The following is a 20,077-nucleotide window of genomic DNA, read 5'->3' as shown; positions in this document are numbered from 1 at the left end:
CTTACCTATGGAATGAATGACTGGGTGAACGTGGAGGTCAGGGTGTAAAAGCCAGCACCGTTGGGGGATACGGTCGGCGCCGTAGCGCGGTAGAAGCTCAGTTCGCCGAGCGGGGGCGTCCACATGAACGACTTGAACCCGGCGTGACGATCAAGAAAAGCCTTGATCTCGAGCGCTACAGACTCACGGACTACAAAAGACACCGGCCAAACATCCACTTTGTTGTTAGGGCCATCGCCCACCACCTGCTCGTAACCGTTCCCGAATTTGCTCGATCGGGTCCGGTACTCGGGTGTGCTGGTCGTCTCCAGCTTCGGACACCAGGTGAATGTCTCAACGGCCATTGATGGTCCTCCAAATTGCCCCGCCTGGCCGAAGCTCTTCAGCGATCGCCTGCTGAGCGCCGCGTTTCGCGGTATCGGCATAAGCCTGCCCGACCGCCTGCATGTCTTCCGCCGACGAGTCGTTTGCCGCGCTGGGCACTGTGAAGTTCTGTTGAATGACGACAGATCCGGCGGTATTGGCGGTGGCAGTGGACGCAGCCCCGCCCGACGCCAGCCCTACGTAACCACCGTCTGCATAACCTGGCTTCCCGGACTTATTCAAACGCTCCAGGTACTGACGCATTCCCGGCTGCTGAACCACTTCCTTGCGGATCACCACCTCGCCGCCGTGAACGACGCCCATCGGCTCGTATTTGCCGCCGTCTCCGGTGTAGCCGCCGTCCCAGTGCTGCGAGGAAAGCCAGCTTTGATAAGCAGCCCCCGAATAATCAGAAGCGGCGGCCCCGGTGCCGGCGGACGCTCCGCCGAAGTAGGCGCCAGCAGCAGTGGTGGCCAGCCCTAGAAGGGCGGTGCCTCCCGATGTGATGGCCTGCCGCGCGGCGATCCGGGCCAAGTCAGCGAGAACCGACTTGGTGAAATCGGCGATCGAGGCTTTGCCGGTCATGGCGAAATTCACGACCGAATCTTCAAGACCGCTGAACACGCCAGAGAACAGGCTCTTCGTCTGCCCAGCGACATCCTTCGCGCTTTGCAGATAGTCCTGATAGGCCGCTGAGGCTCCGACGGTCCAATCGCTTTGGGCCTTGTCCACGTCGACGTAATATTGCCGCTGCATCGCCAGGCGCTGATCCAGCGCGCTTTTCAGCGATGCTGTTTCCTTGTCGTAGAGCTCGGTGCTGAACTGGTCCTTGTTGCTCTTGTTGTAGTCGGAGGTCAACTTGTCCAGTTGCGACTGATAGGACTGCTGGATGTTTCGCTGTTCTTGGAGGCGCTGCTTTTGCACATCGCCGAGGCCCGCGCCAGCGAGATTGTTGTCGAGCCCTTGCTTGGCGCTCGAAAGCTGGCTCTGAAGATTTTCATCAAACGCGGCCAGCTTGCGGCGTGTTTCGAGCGCCTTTTCCGACAGCGTGTTCTGGGTTTCCAGCGCCGCGTTGCGCTTGAGCTGCGCGGTGATGAGGTCCTGACTGGCCAGCAGCGATTTCTGATCAGCAGTGAGCGTCTTCTTACCTTTGATATCGGCGAGCTGTTGCTCCCACTCGATCAGCTTTTTCGCGTTCGAGCCGAGTTGCTGGCTTGCCGCCGACTGGTCGCCAATCAGCGAGTTCTGCTGCTGCAGCACCGCGTATTGTTGCCGCGCAGAATCCAGCGCTTTGGTGCCAGCGTCTTCCTGATACGCCTTCGGCTTTTTCGGATCGGCGTCTTTGTAAGAGGGGTTATCGCGGATTGCCTTGTAGGCTGCAGTTTCGTCCTCTGCCGAAATCTTGTATCCCGCAGCACGAGCCTTGGTGATACGGCGCTGCTCATCCTCGAGCGCCTTGTTCATCTTCTGCGTTTTGGTGAAGTTCGCTTCTCGCGCCTTCTGATATTCCTCGAATGCCTTGCGGCCCTCGGTCTGGGCGACTGCGTTGTCACCCTCAGCCTTGCTCGACTTGGTCAGCGCGTCTCGTTGTTTGATGAGCAGGTCGAGGCGTGATTTCAAAAACCGCGTGGAGTCGCTACCCTCGCCGAGCGAGTCGGGAAACATCTTGGCCAGGACACCGCCCTTGCGGTCATCGAGCAGCTTCTGGGTATTTTTGATCTGAGCGTCAAGCGAGCTTTCACGACCAACCCCGACTATCTCGTCCCACGCCTTTTTCGCGGTACCCGCGAGAGAAGCCCAAGCAGTTTCCAGCGTGCCGAGATTCGCTTTGATGTTTGCAGCGCGCGCTTCGAGCGCTCGTGCGTATGCGTCCTCTGCCACGGCGGCAGCGCCCTGCTTATCGCCGTTTTCCTGCAACGCTCGAACCTGCTCGTAAACCGAAGCGGTGAGGAAATGGTACTTATCGTCCAGATCACCGAGGGTTTTCACGGGGTCCTTCGCGATCTTTTCAAACTCGGCGATGGTTTGCTCAGTGGCGGTCCCGGTCGCTTTCTCCCAGTTGATGGCAGCCGACGCGATCTGCTCAAAGCTCGCGCTGGTGATGTCTCCGGCGCCGGCAAGTTGCGCCAGCACCTCAGCCGCCTTGCCCGTGGTGGAAACGGTCGAACCAATCCGCTCAGCCATTCCCGCCAGTTGGTTTGCGCTGGTACCAGCGACGTTGCCGGTGGTTATCAGCGCCACCTGATACGCCGTAGCCTCCTTCGAGCCCTGATAGTAAGCCAGAGCCAACGTTGCAGCCGCAGCAGCGGCGACGGTGAACGGATTCACCAATCCCAGCACGTACCCGCCCAGCGCTTTCGCAGCAGGGCCGACGCCGCCGAACGAATCCTTGAGCTGACCACCCTGCTGCAACAGCACGGTAAGCGGGTTTTGCCCTGCCTGAATGGATGTGGCGATATCGGTGAACTGAGCGGGAACACCGCGCAGTGCTGCGGCGTATGCTTTCGCGGACATCGCGCCCTTGTCCATGTCGTTGCTGCTCTTGCCCAATGCAGCACGCTGGTCGTTTAGCTTTGAGAGGTAGTCCTTGAAGTCCGGCTCGTCGAGCCGGCCGGCAGCGCGATGCTTACGCAACTGCTCTTCCATTTTATCGAGCCGGCCGTATGCACCCACTACCGGATCAATCTGTCCAACCAGCTTGCCCATTTGATCGGCTTGGTACTTTGCCTCGCGGGTCGTGGACTTGAGCTTGCGTTCTGCCCGGTCCATCCCCTTTTCGAAGCCGCCGGTGTTCGCCACCAGATCGACCGTCAACTGGCCGAGCGAATCAACAGCCATAAATCACCCCTTCACGCGTTGCAAGAGCGCCAACAGATCCTGCGGCGTGGCAGCTTTCGGGGCGTCTTGAAAACCGCGATCCGGCATAAAATCCGAAAACTTGGCTTTACCGCCCATGACGTTGTTGAACACAGTGGCCAGCAACGCAAAACCTTCATCGAGGCGAAGGCCCAGATTCAGCGAACCGGTTTGAAGCCGGTACCGCATCCAGTCCATCGCCTCGACGTAGGTCATCCTTTGTTTTGCTTCCGCGATCGTGGTGCCGAGGACGATGGCGAGCTCGTGCCAGAGCTCTTCCTCGGGTTGGATTTTTTTTCGAGGGTGCCCTCTGGCACTTTGTTGACCTCACCGATCGCGGCGAGCAATACGATCGCCAGCTCCGCGCAAAGCGGGCCATGACCTGTTTCTGGCCCGCCGACCACGTCCTCGACGGTGAACACCGGCACACCGTCTTTGTCGGTGATGCAGGAGGCGATGCGCTGGGCGGCCAAGTCACCGCCGCGGTCCTGCGCATCCCAGCGCTGGGTCAGCGAAATGAAAGACTCCTGCAGCACGTACACAGTGGCCTTCTGCGGCCTCCCGTTCGCGTGCCAGCTGACTTCCTTTTTCTGCGGTGCCGAGATGAAAGCCCCGGCAGCTTTGAGCGAAGCAATGTTCAGATCCATGGGTGTTCCTTACGGCGCGGTCTTGGCGATCAGCACGGGATCGCCAGACACCTGAATGCCAACGGTGGATTTCACGACGTCGCCCAGGCCGAAGGTGAACGGGAAGCTGTTCATGTACCCTTCGAAGGTGAGCCAGGTGCGGTTGTCTGGCAGGTCGAAATCGATCTCCGTCTCCACCACCGCGCGAGCCGTCGCGCCGTTACCAGCACCGCCTGTGAGGGCCACGGTCGGTGCGCTGGTGTAACCGGCGCCCTCGTTCGTGACAGTGAAGCCAGTGACTTTGCCGTTTGCGATCTGAGCAGTCGCTGTCGCGCCGGTGCCACCGCCACCAGTAATGGCGACCGTGGGAGCAGTGGTGTAACCGGTGCCCGCCGAATTCAGCACCAGCGCAGCCAGACCGCCCGGAGTGCCAATTAGAGGCTGGACACCTTCCTCGGTGTCGAAGTTGTAGCCGTCCGACCAGCCCACTGCCCATTTCAGTTTCGTGCCGGCCTTTTTCAGCTGGTGCAGGCGCAAATGCGCAGGGCTTTGGGGGTCGATGTTCAAGCCGAACGATGCAGAGCCAGGTTCAGCCAAGCCAGCTTCGTACTCACGCGCCCTAGACTTCGTGCATGTCACGTCAACCTGCGCAATAGAGGTATCGATGCCGTCAAGAGACGTGAAACAGCCAACATCGAGGATGCTGTTGTCAGCCGGATCAATCGCGAAAAGCTCCGTGCCTTGGGTTGGAATAGTCAATTTGTTACTCCCGATTTCCTGCGAAATCACTTATTAGCGGGCATAAAAAAACCCGCCTGAGCGGGTCGTTCTTTCTGTTCTGATTACAGCCTCACGAGCCAGGCAACATCGAAACCTTTCCGGTAGCTTTTGGTGTCCGTGTCGCGACTATCGACACTAAACCCGGTCACGTAGGCGTGCCTGCCGACGGCGCGACGGATTGCGACGACGACCGCGTCTGCGCTGCTAGCCGTATCAGCATAAACGTCTACCTGCAGGCCGTAGCGGTCGGTATCAGGCAGACCATTCACATAGTTTATCGGGGAGCCACTGACCACCTGCCACACCGCGTAGGGCTTGGCCACTCCCTCCGGCGCTTCTCCATGCGGATAGAGTCGGGTAGGGCTCACACCAAGCAGCTGTGTCACAGCGGGATCGGCGACGCACGTTCTGAAGATCGGAGCGACCATTAGTTGATCCCAAGCTTGATGAGCTGATACTTGGCCGAACTGAGGAACTCCTTGAAGACAGCTTCGCGGTTGTTCGCCAGCGCTGGCCGCAACATTGGTCGAGCTCGGGAGTGTTCCGTGCCCAGCTCCACCCACCACCAATAAAACGTGTTGCCGCCACGCTGGCCAGCCTTAGTCTTGCGCACGCCAACTGATACCACTACAGCTCCGATCTCCTCGCCCAGCTTTTTTCGCTCAACCAACGCGATGTTCGCAGGTAGATAGTTGCTGGTCTCGGGATCATCCACCCGGGAAGCCCTGTCCTTTGCATCAGCCAGAACAATCTGCATGGCGTCCTTCGCTGCGGGCGCGGCCACCTTGGTACGCACTGCACCGCTCAGCTCGCGAAATTTGGCGGATAGCTGGTCCGTTCCGGTAAACCTGACGGAAATGGTGTCAGCCATTGTTGAGCCCCTTCCCCACCATGATGGTGAGGTACTCCAATCCGGAGCCAGGGTCCGGCAAAGCCGGCCCTTTGAGTTCGTAGATCTCGTTTCGATGAATGATCCGCATGGTGGGCACAACACCGGACCTGTAACGAATCACCACTCGCGCAGTGGCGGCTGACTGAGCAGCTTGCGCAGCGATTAAATCGCGAGCACTCAGCGGCTCAAACGATGCCGGGACGTTCTCCCACGTTCTGGTCCAGCCGGGCAACATCTCCCCAGTGGCCGGATCCTGGACCAAGCTCGGTGATTCGATATCGATTCGGTGACGTAGCTTGCCTGAGCGCATCAGATCCCCCAGCCCACACGATATGGCGTCAGTAGTGCGCGCGACCCCATTGGCAGTTCGTTGGGGATCGTTCCGATCACGACGTCTTCACGGTTCTCGAACAGCGAGCCCAAGATCAGCAAGCATGCAGCGCGAATGGACGGATTTATCAGCACCGGGTCCCGGCCCCCCGACCCATCCAGCACCGCAGCGCCCAGAGAGTCCAAATCACCGTAAAAACGCCGGTTCATGAACTGGGCAGCGCTGTCCTCTGCCGCGGCGAGTAACAGCTCCACGTGCGCGCGATCTTGCTCTTCGGCGCGTAAATGCTGCATCGCTTGATCGGTCGGTATGGCGTTCATGTCAGGCCTTTGGCTTTTTGTCGGTGGCAAGGCCGGCAGCGACCAGCGACACCGCGTCATGCTTGGGCGACTTGTAGCCTTCGCCACCAGCACGGCGAATCTCTTTTCCGTCCAGGTAGCTACGCACCGGGTAAATCATGATCTCGTTGCTGTCCTCAGCAACACTATCGGCCTGCACCTGGTCACCGGTACCGGGTTGAGTGTCGAACGAAATCGTCGCAGTTCCGGCTGTTGCCGAATCCGCGTCGATGCGCGCGATCTCTGACGGTTGCCCGGCCTGCACGGTGTTACCGATGCCATTGGCTGGGTCAGTGGGCTGTAGCGGACCGGTCCCCGCTCCTGCCACGGAAGCGCTATCGCCTACCGCGGTCCCACTTTGTACGCCGGCCGCAGCGGCCGTGGCGGTGGTGCCTTCCGCTGAAGTCTGTTGACCAGACGAGGCAGCAGTCGTATTTGCGGCTGTAGCAGCCCCCTTGGTTGCATCGCTTGCGCTTGCACGTGCCATGTTCGTCTCTCCTGAATCAGTGAGGCCGCCCGCGGACGGCGCACTGTGGGAAGGGTTACGCCGCCGGGGTCAGAGGACCAGTCACGAAAGCTTCCGGGCGGTACACAGAGAAGGCCAAGCGCTCTTCAGCGCGGATGGTCACCATGTTTTTCTCGAAGTCGTCGGCGTTCTCAGTCGAGACCAGCACTTCGATACCCATCCGGTCAAAGATCTGCGCAGCCAGGCTGAATGCGCCCACCAGGAACTGGTCCTGAACAATGGCTTGGGTTTCAACGACCGGCAGGTTCCACAAGCGCGCCGCGGTGCCTTCTTGCGGCTTGCCGATGATGTAGCGACCCTCGCCGTCCTTGAGCAGCTCGATGGCCGCCCAGTCGATCGGGTTCAGCACGATGCCGGTGGACGGGAACTCGGCCAGCTGCGCCTGCAGCAGGGCCAGACGGATGCGGTCGATACGCTGAATCGCCTGCACTTGGATACCAGCAGGCGCTGCGTAAATCTGGGCCTGGGGGATGATCCCTTTCACGTTGTTGCCCGTGCCGTTGCCGTACAGCAGCTGCGCTTCCTCGGCCATCAACAGGCCGTAGCGAGCTCGGGCGTCGATGTAGCTCTGCAACGCCGAAGCGTCATCCAGGATCTGGCGGCTGCCTTTGAACAGGTGTGCGATGGTTCGCACGTTCGCGTTCTGCAGTTCGAATTTCAGGTCGCTGTATGGCTTGGCCAGGCCCTCGCCGACGATGGCGGCGTTATTCGTGAAGCCGGTTTCACGCACGTACTCGATAGCGTTGCTGTCGGTGGTGCCAGGCGCAACCAGATCGCGAATGGTCAAGCGGCGCTGCGGCGCGAGAACGATGCCGACGCGCTCGGTCTGCACCAACGCGCCGCCGGAGGTCGGCACGGAGGTGATTGCGGCTCGTGGCACGGTCACACGGCGAGAGCCGCGGAAAGAGCTGTTGACGCCTTCTTCTGCCATTTTCGCGGCGACGAGCTGACCGGCAGACTGCTGAACTTCCGGGTCATGACGCTTGTTGGCATTGACCAGCTTTTGCTCAGCGTCCTGCATGCGAGCCTGAAGCTCGCCCTGCTTCAGCAGCAGCTCGTCAACCTTGCCACGGGTCTCAGCCTGCATTTCACCGGAAGCTTTGATTTCCTTCTCGGTGCGCTCGGCATAAGTCTTGATCTGGTCGCCAACTGCTTTCAGGTCGGCCTGGGTTTGCTTTTGGGAAGCTTCAATTGCAGAAAGATCTACAGCCATGATTTTGTCCTTTCAGAAATGAAAAAACCGCCTCCAGGGCGGTTATCAAATGGGTTGCAGCGCCAGTCGATCAGCAGGCGGGGATGAGCCCCCGAAGTGCCGACGCCTGATTTGCGGTTTCTTCAAACGCGGATACATCAAGGGCAGCGCTAGGCTTGCCCGGCACGACAGCGCGAAGCGTGTCGCCGCCAGCAGCGCTAGACGTGCTGGTCTTGATTTCTGAAATGAGCTTGCGGCGCTCGCTGCGCGGCATCCCTGATTTGGCGAGCGCAGCGTCGAGCCTGCGGGCCGAGTGCGCCTGATTACCTTCTTCGCTGGGGGCTTGCTCCACTTCGGCCGCAGAGATCAGTCCGGTCGCGAAACCCTTATCGACGGCGTTCGAGCCGTTCATGTAGGTCTCGGCATCGAGCATCTTCTCCACCGCTGCCTCATCCTGGCCGCTGGTGTCGGCGTACAGGCTGATCATCGCGCGGTCGAACTCCTCCATCGTATCGGCGAGCTCGCGAATGGCGTGGCGGTTTCCGGCGAAGTAGGTCCAGCAGTTGTGGATCATCAGGAAAGCTGTCTTCGCGACTTCACGCTTGGCGCCAGCCATCGCGATGACCGACGCCGCCGAGGCGGCAAGGCCGAGAACCTTGATCGTGACCTCCTGCGAATGCTCCAGCAGCCGGTTGTAGATCGCGATCCCCTCGAACATGTCACCGCCAGGCGAGTTGATATAGACAGTGACCGGCTTGTCACCGATGGAGCGCAGCGCGGCATCCACGCGCTTGAGCGTGACACCCTCGCCGTACCAGTCTTCACCGATGATGCCGTACATGGTGATGGTGTCAGTGCCGGCTTCCAGCGCGGCGCGCAGATCTGGATTCCACAAATCGAGCGCGCGCGGGCTCAGCTCGCAGTTGAAACTGCGAGCATTTACATTCAATGGCATGGTTACTCCTGAGCCTGGCCGAGCCAGTTTTTCAAAGCGCTTTGAGCGGTTTGCCCGTCGGTGGACTGCCCGAGCTTGTCGATTGGCGCCAGGTTGGTCTGAACGGTGAGCACCGCAGCATTGCCGCCATGGCGTGGGAGGTTTTCTTTAACCCGGCATTCGTCCCGGGTCATGATCCCGTTCTGCGTCATCTTGCTGTACCACTCTGCCCTGCCCGCGCTGTCAGCCTTGAGGAAGGCCTCGAGCGAGAACTCTGCGTAATAAGACTGGCGGTCCACCGGGGTCAGCAGCCGCTTATTCACGCACTGCTGAATCTGCGTGGTGATGGAGCTAATGCTGAAGGTCAGAAACGCAATCATCTGCTGTTCAAGCCCGGTTCCCCAGTTGCTTCCCGCGTCAGTCTTGCCGACCATCCATGGCGGCACGCCAAACCAACGACAGACCTCTTCGATGCTGTAGGCCCTGGACTCAAGCAACTGGGCATCCACCGGGTTGATGCCGATGGACTCTGGCGTGATGCCCTGCTCCAGCACTGGCGACCGGCCCGCGTTCAGTGCGCCGGAAACCTGCTTCACATAGTCGCGAAACTCCTCGCGTTGCTCAGGCTTGAGCACTCGATCGACCTTGAACGCCACGGCCGGAAGCAAGCCATTTTTGAACGTGCCGTTCGCAGCATCGTCGGCCGACATCGCTGCGCCGAACACGTCCGCACCATAGCGGATCGCCGACAGCCCTACGCGGCCGTCCAGGCTGAACGCCGGGATGTGCAACATGTTCTCGCGTTCAATCTGGCGCCGAGCACCTTTACGTGGTCGGAACCAGTAGGTCACCCTGCCGTCATCGTCAAGGTCAAGATCGACGCGCCCCGGTAGCAGGAAGTCCAGAGCAACAACGCGCGAGCCAGCACGATGAATTTCCGCGTACGCATTTCCCCGCAGCAGCATCGAAGCGACCATGGCCTGCCAGAATTGGAAAGCCGTCATGTCCTCATTTGGGCTCGTATGGATCACGTCATAGAGGGCGAACTGCCGAGCATCCTCACGGTCACCGTTCTGCTGGCGGCGATACACGCCCATCGGCAGACCTGCAACCGAAGTGGAGACGATCCGAACGCAGGACCACACGGCTGAAAGTTGCATGGCGTTGTCGACGGTGACCGTCTTGCCCGAGCTGGACTGGCCACCGCGAAACTGGCTCCAGAAGCCGCCGTCGCTCAGACCTATAGGCCTGCCCAGCCACTCGCTAAGCGATGCACTCGGCTTACGCGCGGCGCGGCCGAGCACCGCCGATAAGGATTTACTCACCGATCAGCCCCTTGCGCACAAAACCAGCAATTGAAAGTAGCGAAAGTCCGCCGGCGATCAGCGCCCAGCCCAGCCCCTGCAGCACGTATACCCCAGCAACTGCCGAGGCAAAGCCGCACAGGGCGAGCAGGATGTATACGTTCAGTGGATTCATACGATTATCGGATCTCGAATGGCGGCCATGAAGTCGTCATTCCCCCGGCCTTCCGGGTTCAAAGAAATCAGCGTCACAGCGTTGAATAAGGCCATGAGTGGGTCAATCTTGGCCGACCCACTGGCTTGCTTGGTGATCAGGATAGAGTTCGCGCGAGGCTCAACCTTGGCGTTGCCCACACACCACGACATCATGGGTTGCCCCCCATGCTTCATGCCGCCCTCTGCAAGCTTTCGCTCTGCGGTCTTGATCGCACCGCCCAGTTTCCAGCCCTGGCTGATAGCGACGATCTTCTCTGGAGGGATGTCGCGTTCGATCATTGCGTCGTAGATGGCGCCGATGCCTACCGGGTCCACACCTACCTTGTCCAAAAGGCCAGACTCTTCAATCTGCTCCACCAAATCAGCGACGTCGTTTACGTCATCACCGATACGCGCTGAAAGTGTCAGATTTCCCTGCTTTTGGAAGTCGTGAAACCGAGGGGCTTCTGCCTTTCGGCGTTCGAGAACTGAGGGATGGGCCCATGCATGAGTCCAGATGAGCCAGTCCCGTGTCCGCTTATCGCGCCCTACAGCAGCGAAGCCCAACAAGTCGTCAAGCCCGCCCCCGTCAATACCGACGTCAATCACTTCGGACATCGACAGCAGCATGTCCAACGTCAACACTGGTACCGCGGCGGCTGACCAAAAGTCAGCCCCAGCCCAGCGATCTGACCGCAGCGCCAAACCAATCTCGACGTTGAGGTGCTTGGACATGAAACCGAGAACCTCGGCTTCCCCGGCCTCCTCGGCTTTCTTCATCTCTCGAATCAGAAACTTCTCGCTGACCGAGTACCCCATGTTCGGGTTGGTGATATAGAAGTTCTCGGGATTTCGGTGTTCCTGTGCCTTGAGGATCCGTTCAGGAAACTCGTAGATCACTGGCAAGAAGTTGGGGTCCAGGATCGTCCCGTCTCTCACGCCGCGGGCATATTGGAGCTTCTCGCGAAACACCCCCGCCGGCGGCTGATCCGACTGCGTGGTCAGGTAGATAACGAAGCCTTCCGGCCGCGAAGCCAAGCCACCCGTAGCCTCACGCAGCATATTCGCTGCATGCGGGTTCTTGCCGAACAGGTGAAGCTCGTCCACCAGCACGACCGCAGCCTTCTTGCCCCCTACTGTGTTCTGGTCAGCGGCCACCACCTTCAGGGTGGCGCCGGACTCGCGATGCGTGATCGTGCGGAGGTGGTCCTGCACGTGCAGCAACGCCGACAGTTCTTCGTCGTGCTTCACCATGTCACGGGCCGGCGCGTAGGCGTTGTTTGCAACCTCAATGGTCGGGGCCAGGATGATGAACTCAGCTGACTGCCGCCAGTTGCGGATCAGCACCGTCAACATGATCGCGGCGGCGATCGTGCTTTTTGCGTTTTTCTTGCTGATCAGGAGGAAGAATTCCTGAATCAGCCTCTCACCGGTGTTTGAGTTGTAAGCACCGAAAATGGCGCTCGCAAGATCATCAATCCACGGGGCGCAAGACTCGCCTATCAGCGGGCTACCTGGTGCGTCCACGATCCGGAGGTTGTTCAGGACCTCCATGCACGCCCGCGCCTCGTCCGGGAATAGCGGGGCAAATGGTACAAGTGACTGGCGATTTACAATCTTCGTTTCCCAGTCTGGGCACGAAGTGTCCCAGACGGGTACGTTCATTTATTTCACCGCTCGCAAATGTCCTGGGGGTGGAGGTGCGGCACCAAACCTGCCCTTGGCAGCGATCTTGGCGGCGTTCTCTTTCTCCTCCTTCTTGCCGCCCTCGCCCTTGCGGGGATGAATGAACGGCATCAGGGCCTTCGCGGCGTCGACGCGCAACTTCGAGTCGGTCTCAAAATCGTTCATCGTCGCGAGCAGGAACTCCTTGGGGTCTGAGAAGCGCATGGCCTTGACCAAGTCGAAGCTTTCATCACCAGGGTCGGCGTCAGCGGACAGCTCCTCGCGAGACGCGGTGCCGCTCGACTTTGGTGGCGCGTCCCCTTTAACAAATTTGTTAACTTTTTTGTTAACGGTTGGGCCGGCCAAAGCAGCGATAACGAACTGATCCTTTGCCAGGCGTGCGCCAGCCTGTGCAGCGCTGGAGGCCGCGTAACCTGCGGCTATCGCTGCATCTTTATTAGACGCACCTTCCCTCTTCGCAGCGACGAATGCCTGCTTTTTTGGGGTCAGTGCCATTTAACAAAAAACCTGTGAGGGGGAAAAAATCTCTGCGTGCGGTCGGGCGCGGTGTCCGAGGCAAAAAGCCCCATGGTTTGGACCCGCCCCTCCCGCGAATGGGAATTCGTATCATTTCGGCGCAAAACCGTGCATTTCGCACGAAATCACGGCCGTACCCGAGTGATGGGCCGCGCTAAGCGATAATTAATCTCATTCAGATCTTGCGCGTCGTGCGTTCTGCATGATCGGAGGCCAGATCAGCTGCGGCCCGCGCCGTGCGCGGACTCTTGTGCCGTCTTCACCTTGTGGCAGGGCACACACAGCGCTTGCAAATTCGCATCATCATCACTACCACCTTGGGCGATGTTGATGATGTGGTCGACCTCAAGGTCAAGCGTGACCGTTCCGCACGACTGGCACGTGTACTGGTCACGCACGAGGATCGCCGCGCGCTTGCGGCGCCATGGCCGGCCACCTCGACCCGATCCCCATCCCTCATTACCTGACTCAGGGATCGGCTGAGCAAACTTCCTTCCCTCGGGCTCAGCCATCCGCGACGGAAGAGTGGAGAGCCTACTCAATAGATTTCACAAGCCGGCGGATGGAATCCCCGCAGCTTGTGATCTCGACGAGACGATCATCCGGACCGGACGCCTCGGCCGACTCGATCACAATGACCTCGGCCGTGATGGGCTCGATGTGGTGCGGCATCACCGTGATGGTCGCCTTCCACACACCACTTGGCTCTGCCGTCATGGTGATGGACGTGATGCCTGTCAGTTCACTACCGTCGCTCAGCATCACCCGCGTGCCCATCGTCGGCAGCGCGCTGTTCAGGCTCAGGCTGGCTGACGGGATGATCGTCGCCACGCTGACGTAGTTGGTTGATTCGCTCACTGGCGATCCTCATAAATTTCAGGGCTCGAGTGCGTACAGCCGAGCATGTCGTACAGGCCATGGTCTTTACTCAACTGTGCAGGTCGGCCACTTGCAGCACGCGAACTGAGAGCGCTTACATAGTCGTGTCCGACCGGCATGATTATGGGAAACGGCTAAGCGACGAACCGCTGTTGTTAAAGCCGAAGCATGCATTCTTAATGCTGCTATGCAGTTGCTCGGAGTCGCAGGTCATGTCATCACACTCGGTCCCACTAATACCTGCTTCGATGCCCGAATCTGTGGTAATCGCCACACTCCAAGCCGTTCAGATTCAACTCACCGAACTTTTAGCTTTGCCTGTGAGTGAATGGGGTCCGAATCACCAACTAGACTATTCACAGCTGACGCTTTACGAGGATTCGCTAAGAGCTCAGCTTCTGCGTGAATGACGTCAACTCCTCGCCTATTTGCTCTGGCTGCGCAGGATCTGGGCGTCTACCTGATCGGCACATGTGTCGAGCAGCTTGATGGCCTGATCCTTCAGTTCCCACACATCGCCGTTATCACGCAGATCGGTGTCAACTGTATTGACCCGCTCGCAGGGGACCAGCTCAGGGGCTTCCAGTCTTATTGCCGTGGTCTTTGTTACCACTTGCGGCTTTGCCGCGCAGGCCGTCAGGCAAAGGCTGAGCAGCCCAATCGCGAACCGGTTTGCTGTTGAGCTTGAGATCATCGAAATCCTTCTTGGCCTTTTTGGCCTTGTCTTCGCTGGCCTTGATCCGCTGGTTCAGATCTTTCAAGTAGGCCGCGTTGCGCTGGGCTTCTGCTCGCAGCGTGGTAATGGTGGCCTGGCTTTCGGTGTTGGCGGCGATGGCTTCGTTCTTGCTCTTCGTCTCAAGCTGCATAGCGCCACTGAGGGCGAAAAAGCGGTATTGCTGAATACCGACGAGCAGCAAGCCCACCAAACCGATGATGATTGCAGCAGCAATTGCCTTCATGTGATGTCCACCTTTCGGCCAATGAACCGCGTGACCAGTTCGCGAATGGCTGTGACGCCGAGAAAGCCGATCGTTCCACCGGCAGCGACTGATAGGCTGGGCGGCCAGGCCATCCACTCGATCAGGCTGGAAGCCACCAGGCTCAGCGCACCACAGATCAACGCCTCGAAGAAGATCCGGCGTTTGCTGGTTTCTTTTGCGTCGTAAAGGATGCGCATTAGAGAGACGATGATGGCCATGATCGCGCCCTGCCATAGTGGATTTGACAGGGCCATCCAGAGCTTGGCCCAGGTATCTGGCTTGTCGGGCATAGTGCGCATCCGGTGTTGGCCCTTTCGGGGTCTATAAACGAAAAAGGCCCGCCGATGTGGCGAGCCTCAATAATCACTAACAACCTCGCCTTAACGAGCTGTCCTAGAGCGACGTCCTCCTTGGGGACGTGTTCATTGAACTGCTTCAGTCATTGCGGCCGTAGCTCCAGAGCCATAGACCGAAGCCCCAACCGACAACTGTCCAAACCGAATCGGCTATGAACAACGCTTTGTAGTTAGGTGCTTCCGGGGCTAGGCCACCGAACTGTCTCATCGTCTCGGGCGGGAAGACCGTGTGGAACCCGTTGGGAAAAATGGCCCATAACGCCAAGAACACCGCCAAGCTGATGAGCCAGCCGGCGTGTCTGGAGTATGTCTGGTTGCGACCCCAAAAAGCGAAGTAGGTCGCGCAGGCGGCCACCACCCCTGTGAGCAACTGTCCAAATAGAGAAGAGAGTACAGCTGCAGCCAACGTAATATTTTCCATGACAATCCTCGCGAATGATTCCGCGAATGCTATCACGTTGGATCCAAATTTTGACCTATAGTCCCTTGGCTTTGGAAACCTGTATGCCCACAGTGCGACCTCTACACAGACGTGCCGATTTCAGCGCTGTCCATCGCCCCTTCGGTCGCTATCTTGCGAGAAATATCTTCACCACAGGGGACCTTCTGAGTAAGACAGTTCCTGCCACGCCCAGCCAGGTAGGTGTGCCTGTGCCAAGGTCGGTTGGGTCCATTTCTACTCCAGAATTAATCAGCGCCGCAGCACACCCAGCTCGGAGCGATGGGTGTGGCGGGGCTGAAAACGAAAAAGCCCCAGCAGATGCTGTGGCTCGAGATAGTTGCGTGTCTTCCCACGCTCCCCGCCAGAGCCGCCCCGCAACAATCGAGGTAAGGAGGCTCAGTGGCTCCGGTGTTGTTTGCGTACCGCACTTCAGGCTATCGACGTCCAGGCCACTCCCGAAGGAACCAACCTGGCTATGGCGTCATGCATGCAACAAAAAAACCCCGCACTTAGCGGGGTCGTTGAAGCAATGTGCTTAACGGTGATCTGGATGAGTTCGAGCATCCAAAACAGCGGTCAAATCTTCAACCGATAGGGTTGCAGAATAGTTATGCAGAGAATTCAGGCCCGAATACACATTCAGCATTCTGTCGTAGACATCGACCATTGGCATGTGGGCATTGAAGTCCCGCCCTTTAAACGAGCCCCACTTGCCAAGGTCATCTACAAGGATTTGAACGATATGAAACTCGTCCTCGTCATTCCCGCTATAACCTACGAAGCGGGCGCCTGAAACCGAGTGCCCTGTCACCGCTTCCACCTGGGCACGCTCCTCATCTGAAAGGGAGTCCGCAGTTCGCTCCAACACTTCACACATGTCCAACACATCGGCTACGCGCTTAACGTTGGGGGGAGTTTCCGAGTCCTTAAACATTCCTTGATAACGCCACCGCAAGGCCCACGTGTTGTCACTTGACACTATGGATTGAACGAACGGCGCATCAAGTCCGTCTTGGATTCCAAGCTTTTCGTGGATTTCGGTTAGCAAGGCTACGATGAGTTTTTGTTCGTCGCTGAAGGCCATTTTACGCTCTCATTATCGCGGTGACGGTTGCCATCACCGGAACCGAAAGCGTAGACCACAGAGCTTGAGAGCAGAGACGAAAAACCCGGCGCTCGGCCGGGTTTTTGGATTCGCCGTGTGCTCGTATCACCACACGCAAAATTGACATGATGGGGTTAATTTACGGCCAAACGGCCATCATGGTCAAGCGGCATCGGTGAAAATTTGTTCGTCATCGAAGATGTGGGTCGCATGGATAACGGCGGCCTCCTCCAGTTGTTCAAGACGTTTATGGGCGCCCGCTCTCCAGTTGCGGCGGGTACGCTCTGGTGAAGCATTCACGTCCCATGTGTTCATGTCGTAGAACTCGGCGGGTAGCACGATCATGTCAGTCGAGCGCTTGTCGGACTGGACGCCCTTGAGCTTCGGGATTGCCCAAGCCGTGAGCGCCTTATAGATGAAGAGCTGCGGAGCGGGCGATGAGATGCGACTCACCAGCCGCCCAATAGCGGCCACCTTGTTCGCCTTATGCGTGGAGTACTTCGCGACAAGCACGTCCCACTGTGCCGGCTCCAACTGACGGTGCAGCAGCGCGTACAGGCAGCAGTCGTAATCGAACTTGTCACGAGGCGACAGGGTGCTGCCATTGCCACCTTGGCGCAGATCGGCATCGATCAGCTTCTGCCAGGACTGCTTCGTGCTGTTGTCGATGTTGTCAGCGGCCAGCACGCGCACCAGGGTACCCATCACATCTTTGTACATGCCCATCGATCAATCCCCTGTGAAGTTCGTGCCGCCGGCACCGCGGCGGTTGTTCTGTTCGTATTGTTCGTGTGCGCCGCCCTGGCTGTGCCGTGCCCGGTTCAGCTCGGCGGTGACGTTGCGCAGCTTCATGTTCAGTTGCGGCACCAGGTCTTCCAGCGGCAGCGCCTCGCCGGTCACTTGGCACACCCAGCCCGATCCGCGGCACGCGGCGCAGTCGAGCTGGTGAAACACGCCCGCAACGACACCTGTGCCGCGACACCAGCCGCACTCCATCAGCGGCTTCAATTCCTTGCGGAATGCAGGTCCATGGCTCTTTTTCATAGGCGTTCATCATCCTCGCTCGCACCGATAAAGCCTTCGGCGTAGCCCTCAACAGCCGCACCGACCAAGAACATAGCGACGACGATAGTTGCGACCCATCCCGAATCTAACAGGACCGCCACGCCCATCCCAGCAACACTGAGGACGGTGACGTAGTGCTGCCAGAGGCTGACGCTTGGCTTAAAAAGGCCTTGGTTCAGCATTTTGAAACCTCGCCATTCACAATGTTGGAAACAGGCTCGCAGACCTCGCCGTTCGCGGCGTGCGCGGGGTTTTGCGAATCTTCATATTGGGTGTCTGTCAGGTTGTGAATCGCGTTAAGGCCGCGCTCATCTAACCAGTTGTGCCACTTCTCCAGCGCCGCCAGACGCTGTGCCCGGGCCTGAGTGTTGATGTAGGTGCTCGCGATCTTGCCCAGCGAGTGGTTGAGCAGCATCTCGCCGATGTGCCCGTCGATGCCGAGGTCAGTCCACGCTGTGCGGGCAACCTTGCGCAGGTCGTGACTGGTCCACTCACCTTGGCCGATGCGGGTAAACACGGCGCTCGCCTGCCCTTCGCTCAGCACACGGCCGCGACGTGACGGGAACAGGTAAATGCCCTCGTAACCACGAGCCAGCTGGATGGCCCTGTACCGGGTCAGCAGCGCCTTGGCCTGAGCGGTCAACGGCACGCGGTGCTCAGTCCGGGTCTTGGTGTTCTCGGCGGGAATGAACCACTCGCCGTCCGGGATGGAGATGTCTGACCAGCGCGCCATTCGGGTTTCACCGACACGAGTGCCATGGCACAGCATCATCAGCGCCAACATGGCCTCGCCGGGCTGGATCTCGAACAGGCCGGCCAGCATGGGCACCACCTCCGCCAGGTGCCCGCCGCGCAACCGGGCCGCCTTCGGCATGATGCGAGCCTTCGTGAAGTCCACGAACTTCATTTCGGCCATCGGGTTTCTATCAATCAGGCCCAGCTTGGATGCCTGCAGGAACGCTACCACCAGCAGCACGAACAACTGGTGCACGTACGACAGCGACAGCTCTTGCTGGCATGGCCACATCAGCTCACGGTCCAACACGGCGGCGGTCAGGTCACGCAGGGGCACGTGCTCCAGCCTGGGCTTGAGGTGACACTTGATGGCCGACTTCGCACCTGCCTTGCGCTTCGCCGACAGCGACCGGTCCAGGCTCATTCGCTCGCCGTACCAGTCGATCAGTTGCCCGCACGTGGCGAGCTGCCCCACCGCTACGGCGGCTTCTGGATCGTGAAGCAGGCGCTGACGGAGCGCAGGCAACTCCGCAACAATGGCGGCCGCACTCAGTTCGGGCCAGCGCGCGAGGCGCTTCCACGCCTTGCCTTTGACCAGATACCAGGAGCCGCGCTGCCGATCTTTGCCGAAGCGCAGGTACAGGCCCGGATGACGAGGGTCACGAAGGTCGTGCACGGCGACGTCGGCCGACTGCCGGCGGATCTCTGCGTCGCTGAGCTTCACAGCGCGGGTCTTGCTCATGCGGATGTCTCGATATAGTCGGTAATCCGCACGCGCACCGAGCCGCCCTTGATCGTCTCTTCGCTGATCTGGAGCTGGGTTACGAACCTGCTGTCGTCAATGCCCAAGGCCTGCGCCACGCCGTCACGCCCGGATTTGAATGCAGCGATGCAGTTGTCATCGTCACGGCGCCGCCGATCAGGCGGGACAAACTCAAGGGACAGCAGCGCCCGGCCGGTAGGCACAGGCAAGGCCGCTTTGAGACACAGCAGAAAACAGGTTGCGCGGTAGGCCTTGGCCGCCTTGCTCTTGGTTGCCCAGTGCGAGCGCGCATTCGGACTGAGCACCTTCGGTGGCCACGGCAGAATCAACGTCTCGGTCATGGACGACCTCCAGTTTTCACCCAGCGCCGCACGTAGAGCTCGCAACCGCCTGTTAAGGCGACGCCATTGGCCTTGCCGATATGTGTTTTCGGCATTTCGCAGCCACAGTGACACTTGGGCTGACGTCCGGGGCGCTTTGGCCGAGCCTCCATGTACAGGATGTGTTCGGCAACGCCTCCGACCTGTCCCCAGCCAGCCATTCCGCCACGCATGGCAGCAGATCGCGCGGCCGGCGACATTTCGTTCAGGTCGGTCATCGCGCCCCCCCAAACCAGTACGTCTCACGGCCGTCGGTGTGAACTGTCTTTTCCTTCAGCAGGGTTTTAAGTTGAGACCAAGTCACGCTGCCACCTTCCCTTCGCTGACCAGAATGTCGATGGTCCGCACCATGCCTTCCATGTGCATCGTGCGGAGTTGTTCACGGCTGAATTCTGTCTTGCGCCGCGCGTCGACGGCGTCGTGGCATGCAGAGCACGCCCAGGCGGCCTGAAGATCGTGCGGTTTGAGTCCGGTGCCGCAGCGAGTGCCCGCCATTCGCAGGTGGGCCAGCACCGTAGTTTCAGGATTGCCGTTGCACACGCCCGGCACACGGATCTGGCAGTCGCGGCCGCGCGCGGCCTTGGTGAACTTCGTCTGTTTGGTCATAACAGCCATTCCCCGAACTGCGATTCAATTGGAGGGACAGAGCCGTCGTAGCCGGTCACCATGAAAGCGATGAAGCACCTGGCGACGCTGGCGAGTGCCTTGATCGTTCTCATCGTGCGGCACCAATCAAATCGACGACTTCAAAGGTGCTGGGCCACATCGACCGACCAAACGACTCGGCAATGCCCTTGTTATCGAACAACGCAATCGCAGGATCCGGTGGAGTC

Annotated in this window: 29 protein-coding genes and 1 pseudogene; all 30 read right to left on the bottom strand. The window is 59.4% G+C overall.

Annotation, left to right across the window (positions count from 1 at the left end; translation table 11 throughout):
• Window positions 1-5: 5 nt before the first annotated feature.
• Window positions 6-344, bottom strand: a complete 339-nt coding sequence (locus EC919_RS08455; RefSeq protein WP_133772973.1) for a phage tail protein — start codon at window positions 342-344, stop codon at window positions 6-8.
• The gene (locus tag EC919_RS08450) at window positions 334-3,201 is read right to left on the bottom strand and encodes a phage tail tape measure protein (RefSeq protein WP_133772971.1); all 2,868 of its coding nucleotides are present in this window, start codon (window positions 3,199-3,201) and stop codon (window positions 334-336) included. The genes EC919_RS08455 and EC919_RS08450 overlap by 11 nt, the downstream gene beginning before the upstream one ends.
• Before the next feature lie 3 nt (window positions 3,202-3,204).
• The gene (locus tag EC919_RS08445) at window positions 3,205-3,435 is read right to left on the bottom strand and encodes a phage tail assembly protein T (protein WP_133772969.1); all 231 of its coding nucleotides are present in this window, start codon (window positions 3,433-3,435) and stop codon (window positions 3,205-3,207) included.
• Window positions 3,432-3,866, bottom strand: a complete 435-nt coding sequence (locus EC919_RS08440; protein ID WP_133772967.1) for a phage tail assembly chaperone family protein, TAC — start codon at window positions 3,864-3,866, stop codon at window positions 3,432-3,434. Before EC919_RS08440 ends, EC919_RS08445 begins: the two co-directional genes overlap by 4 nt.
• Window positions 3,867-3,875: 9 nt before the next feature.
• Window positions 3,876-4,634, bottom strand: coding sequence for a phage tail tube protein (locus tag EC919_RS08435; RefSeq protein WP_133772965.1), 759 nt, complete (start codon window positions 4,632-4,634; stop codon window positions 3,876-3,878).
• Between the two features lie 53 nt (window positions 4,635-4,687).
• Window positions 4,688-5,053 (bottom strand): DUF3168 domain-containing protein, encoded by a 366-nt coding sequence (locus EC919_RS08430; protein WP_133772963.1) that lies wholly within the window; start codon window positions 5,051-5,053, stop codon window positions 4,688-4,690.
• Window positions 5,053-5,496 carry an HK97-gp10 family putative phage morphogenesis protein gene (locus tag EC919_RS08425; protein WP_133772961.1) on the bottom strand — a complete coding sequence of 148 codons (444 nt, stop codon included), beginning with the start codon at window positions 5,494-5,496 and terminating at the stop codon, window positions 5,053-5,055. Before EC919_RS08425 ends, EC919_RS08430 begins: the two co-directional genes overlap by 1 nt.
• Window positions 5,489-5,827, bottom strand: a complete 339-nt coding sequence (locus EC919_RS08420) for a phage head closure protein (RefSeq protein ID WP_133772959.1) — start codon at window positions 5,825-5,827, stop codon at window positions 5,489-5,491. Before EC919_RS08420 ends, EC919_RS08425 begins: the two co-directional genes overlap by 8 nt.
• On the bottom strand, window positions 5,827-6,168 hold the full coding sequence (locus tag EC919_RS08415) for a head-tail connector protein (RefSeq protein ID WP_133772957.1): 342 nt from the start codon (window positions 6,166-6,168) through the stop codon (window positions 5,827-5,829). Before EC919_RS08415 ends, EC919_RS08420 begins: the two co-directional genes overlap by 1 nt.
• 1 nt (window position 6,169) lies before the next feature.
• Window positions 6,170-6,673, bottom strand: a complete 504-nt coding sequence (locus tag EC919_RS08410; protein WP_133772955.1) for a hypothetical protein — start codon at window positions 6,671-6,673, stop codon at window positions 6,170-6,172.
• Window positions 6,674-6,728: 55 nt separating this feature from the next.
• Complete coding sequence (locus tag EC919_RS08405) at window positions 6,729-7,925, bottom strand: phage major capsid protein (RefSeq protein WP_133772953.1); 1,197 nt, start codon at window positions 7,923-7,925, stop codon at window positions 6,729-6,731.
• A 70-nt stretch (window positions 7,926-7,995) separates the two neighbouring features.
• A complete protein-coding gene (locus EC919_RS08400) occupies window positions 7,996-8,859 on the bottom strand; it encodes a head maturation protease, ClpP-related (RefSeq protein ID WP_133772951.1) in 864 nt (287 codons plus the stop codon).
• A 2-nt stretch (window positions 8,860-8,861) separates the two neighbouring features.
• Entirely contained in the window at window positions 8,862-10,163 is a 1,302-nt protein-coding gene (locus EC919_RS08395; RefSeq protein WP_133772949.1) for a phage portal protein, read from the bottom strand.
• Window positions 10,156-10,317, bottom strand: a complete 162-nt coding sequence (locus EC919_RS27115; protein ID WP_166650510.1) for a hypothetical protein — start codon at window positions 10,315-10,317, stop codon at window positions 10,156-10,158. The genes EC919_RS08395 and EC919_RS27115 overlap by 8 nt, the downstream gene beginning before the upstream one ends.
• Window positions 10,314-12,002: a terminase large subunit gene (locus tag EC919_RS08390; RefSeq protein ID WP_133772947.1), complete on the bottom strand. Its 1,689-nt coding sequence runs from the start codon at window positions 12,000-12,002 to the stop codon at window positions 10,314-10,316. Before EC919_RS08390 ends, EC919_RS27115 begins: the two co-directional genes overlap by 4 nt.
• Entirely contained in the window at window positions 12,003-12,518 is a 516-nt protein-coding gene (locus EC919_RS08385; RefSeq protein WP_133772945.1) for a terminase small subunit, read from the bottom strand.
• Between the two features lie 239 nt (window positions 12,519-12,757).
• Complete coding sequence (locus EC919_RS08380) at window positions 12,758-13,051, bottom strand: HNH endonuclease (protein ID WP_133772943.1); 294 nt, start codon at window positions 13,049-13,051, stop codon at window positions 12,758-12,760.
• A gap of 22 nt (window positions 13,052-13,073) precedes the next feature.
• Window positions 13,074-13,397 (bottom strand): hypothetical protein, encoded by a 324-nt coding sequence (locus tag EC919_RS08375; RefSeq protein WP_133772941.1) that lies wholly within the window; start codon window positions 13,395-13,397, stop codon window positions 13,074-13,076.
• A gap of 445 nt (window positions 13,398-13,842) precedes the next feature.
• A complete protein-coding gene (locus EC919_RS27385; RefSeq protein WP_243842224.1) occupies window positions 13,843-14,031 on the bottom strand; it encodes a hypothetical protein in 189 nt (62 codons plus the stop codon).
• Window positions 13,991-14,377, bottom strand: coding sequence for a hypothetical protein (locus EC919_RS08365; protein WP_133772939.1), 387 nt, complete (start codon window positions 14,375-14,377; stop codon window positions 13,991-13,993). The genes EC919_RS27385 and EC919_RS08365 overlap by 41 nt, the downstream gene beginning before the upstream one ends.
• On the bottom strand, window positions 14,374-14,697 hold the full coding sequence (locus EC919_RS08360) for a phage holin, lambda family (RefSeq protein ID WP_133772937.1): 324 nt from the start codon (window positions 14,695-14,697) through the stop codon (window positions 14,374-14,376). Before EC919_RS08360 ends, EC919_RS08365 begins: the two co-directional genes overlap by 4 nt.
• 136 nt (window positions 14,698-14,833) lie before the next feature.
• Entirely contained in the window at window positions 14,834-15,175 is a 342-nt protein-coding gene (locus EC919_RS08355) for a hypothetical protein (RefSeq protein WP_133772935.1), read from the bottom strand.
• Between the two features lie 110 nt (window positions 15,176-15,285).
• Window positions 15,286-15,428 (bottom strand): annotated as a pseudogene (locus EC919_RS27640) (chemotaxis protein); the annotation flags it as partial.
• 303 nt (window positions 15,429-15,731) lie between these two features.
• Entirely contained in the window at window positions 15,732-16,280 is a 549-nt protein-coding gene (locus EC919_RS08350) for a YfbU family protein (protein WP_133772932.1), read from the bottom strand.
• A gap of 183 nt (window positions 16,281-16,463) precedes the next feature.
• On the bottom strand, window positions 16,464-17,027 hold the full coding sequence (locus EC919_RS08345; RefSeq protein ID WP_133772930.1) for a hypothetical protein: 564 nt from the start codon (window positions 17,025-17,027) through the stop codon (window positions 16,464-16,466).
• Between the two features lie 3 nt (window positions 17,028-17,030).
• On the bottom strand, window positions 17,031-17,345 hold the full coding sequence (locus tag EC919_RS08340; RefSeq protein WP_133772928.1) for a hypothetical protein: 315 nt from the start codon (window positions 17,343-17,345) through the stop codon (window positions 17,031-17,033).
• A complete protein-coding gene (locus EC919_RS08335; RefSeq protein WP_133772926.1) occupies window positions 17,342-17,548 on the bottom strand; it encodes a hypothetical protein in 207 nt (68 codons plus the stop codon). The genes EC919_RS08340 and EC919_RS08335 overlap by 4 nt, the downstream gene beginning before the upstream one ends.
• Window positions 17,542-18,843, bottom strand: a complete 1,302-nt coding sequence (locus tag EC919_RS08330; protein ID WP_133772923.1) for a tyrosine-type recombinase/integrase — start codon at window positions 18,841-18,843, stop codon at window positions 17,542-17,544. Before EC919_RS08330 ends, EC919_RS08335 begins: the two co-directional genes overlap by 7 nt.
• Window positions 18,840-19,205: an endodeoxyribonuclease RusA gene (locus EC919_RS08325; protein ID WP_133772921.1), complete on the bottom strand. Its 366-nt coding sequence runs from the start codon at window positions 19,203-19,205 to the stop codon at window positions 18,840-18,842. Before EC919_RS08325 ends, EC919_RS08330 begins: the two co-directional genes overlap by 4 nt.
• 339 nt (window positions 19,206-19,544) lie before the next feature.
• Window positions 19,545-19,850, bottom strand: a complete 306-nt coding sequence (locus EC919_RS08315) for a DUF1364 domain-containing protein (protein WP_133772917.1) — start codon at window positions 19,848-19,850, stop codon at window positions 19,545-19,547.
• Window positions 19,851-20,077 lie beyond the last annotated feature (227 nt).

It is taken from the genome of Pseudomonas graminis, from assembly GCF_004364335.1.
In the GTDB taxonomy this organism is placed as follows: domain Bacteria; phylum Pseudomonadota; class Gammaproteobacteria; order Pseudomonadales; family Pseudomonadaceae; genus Aquipseudomonas; species Aquipseudomonas graminis_D.
Note: the sequence above shows the minus strand (reverse complement) of the source record. Positions and strands in the feature narration are given on the sequence as shown.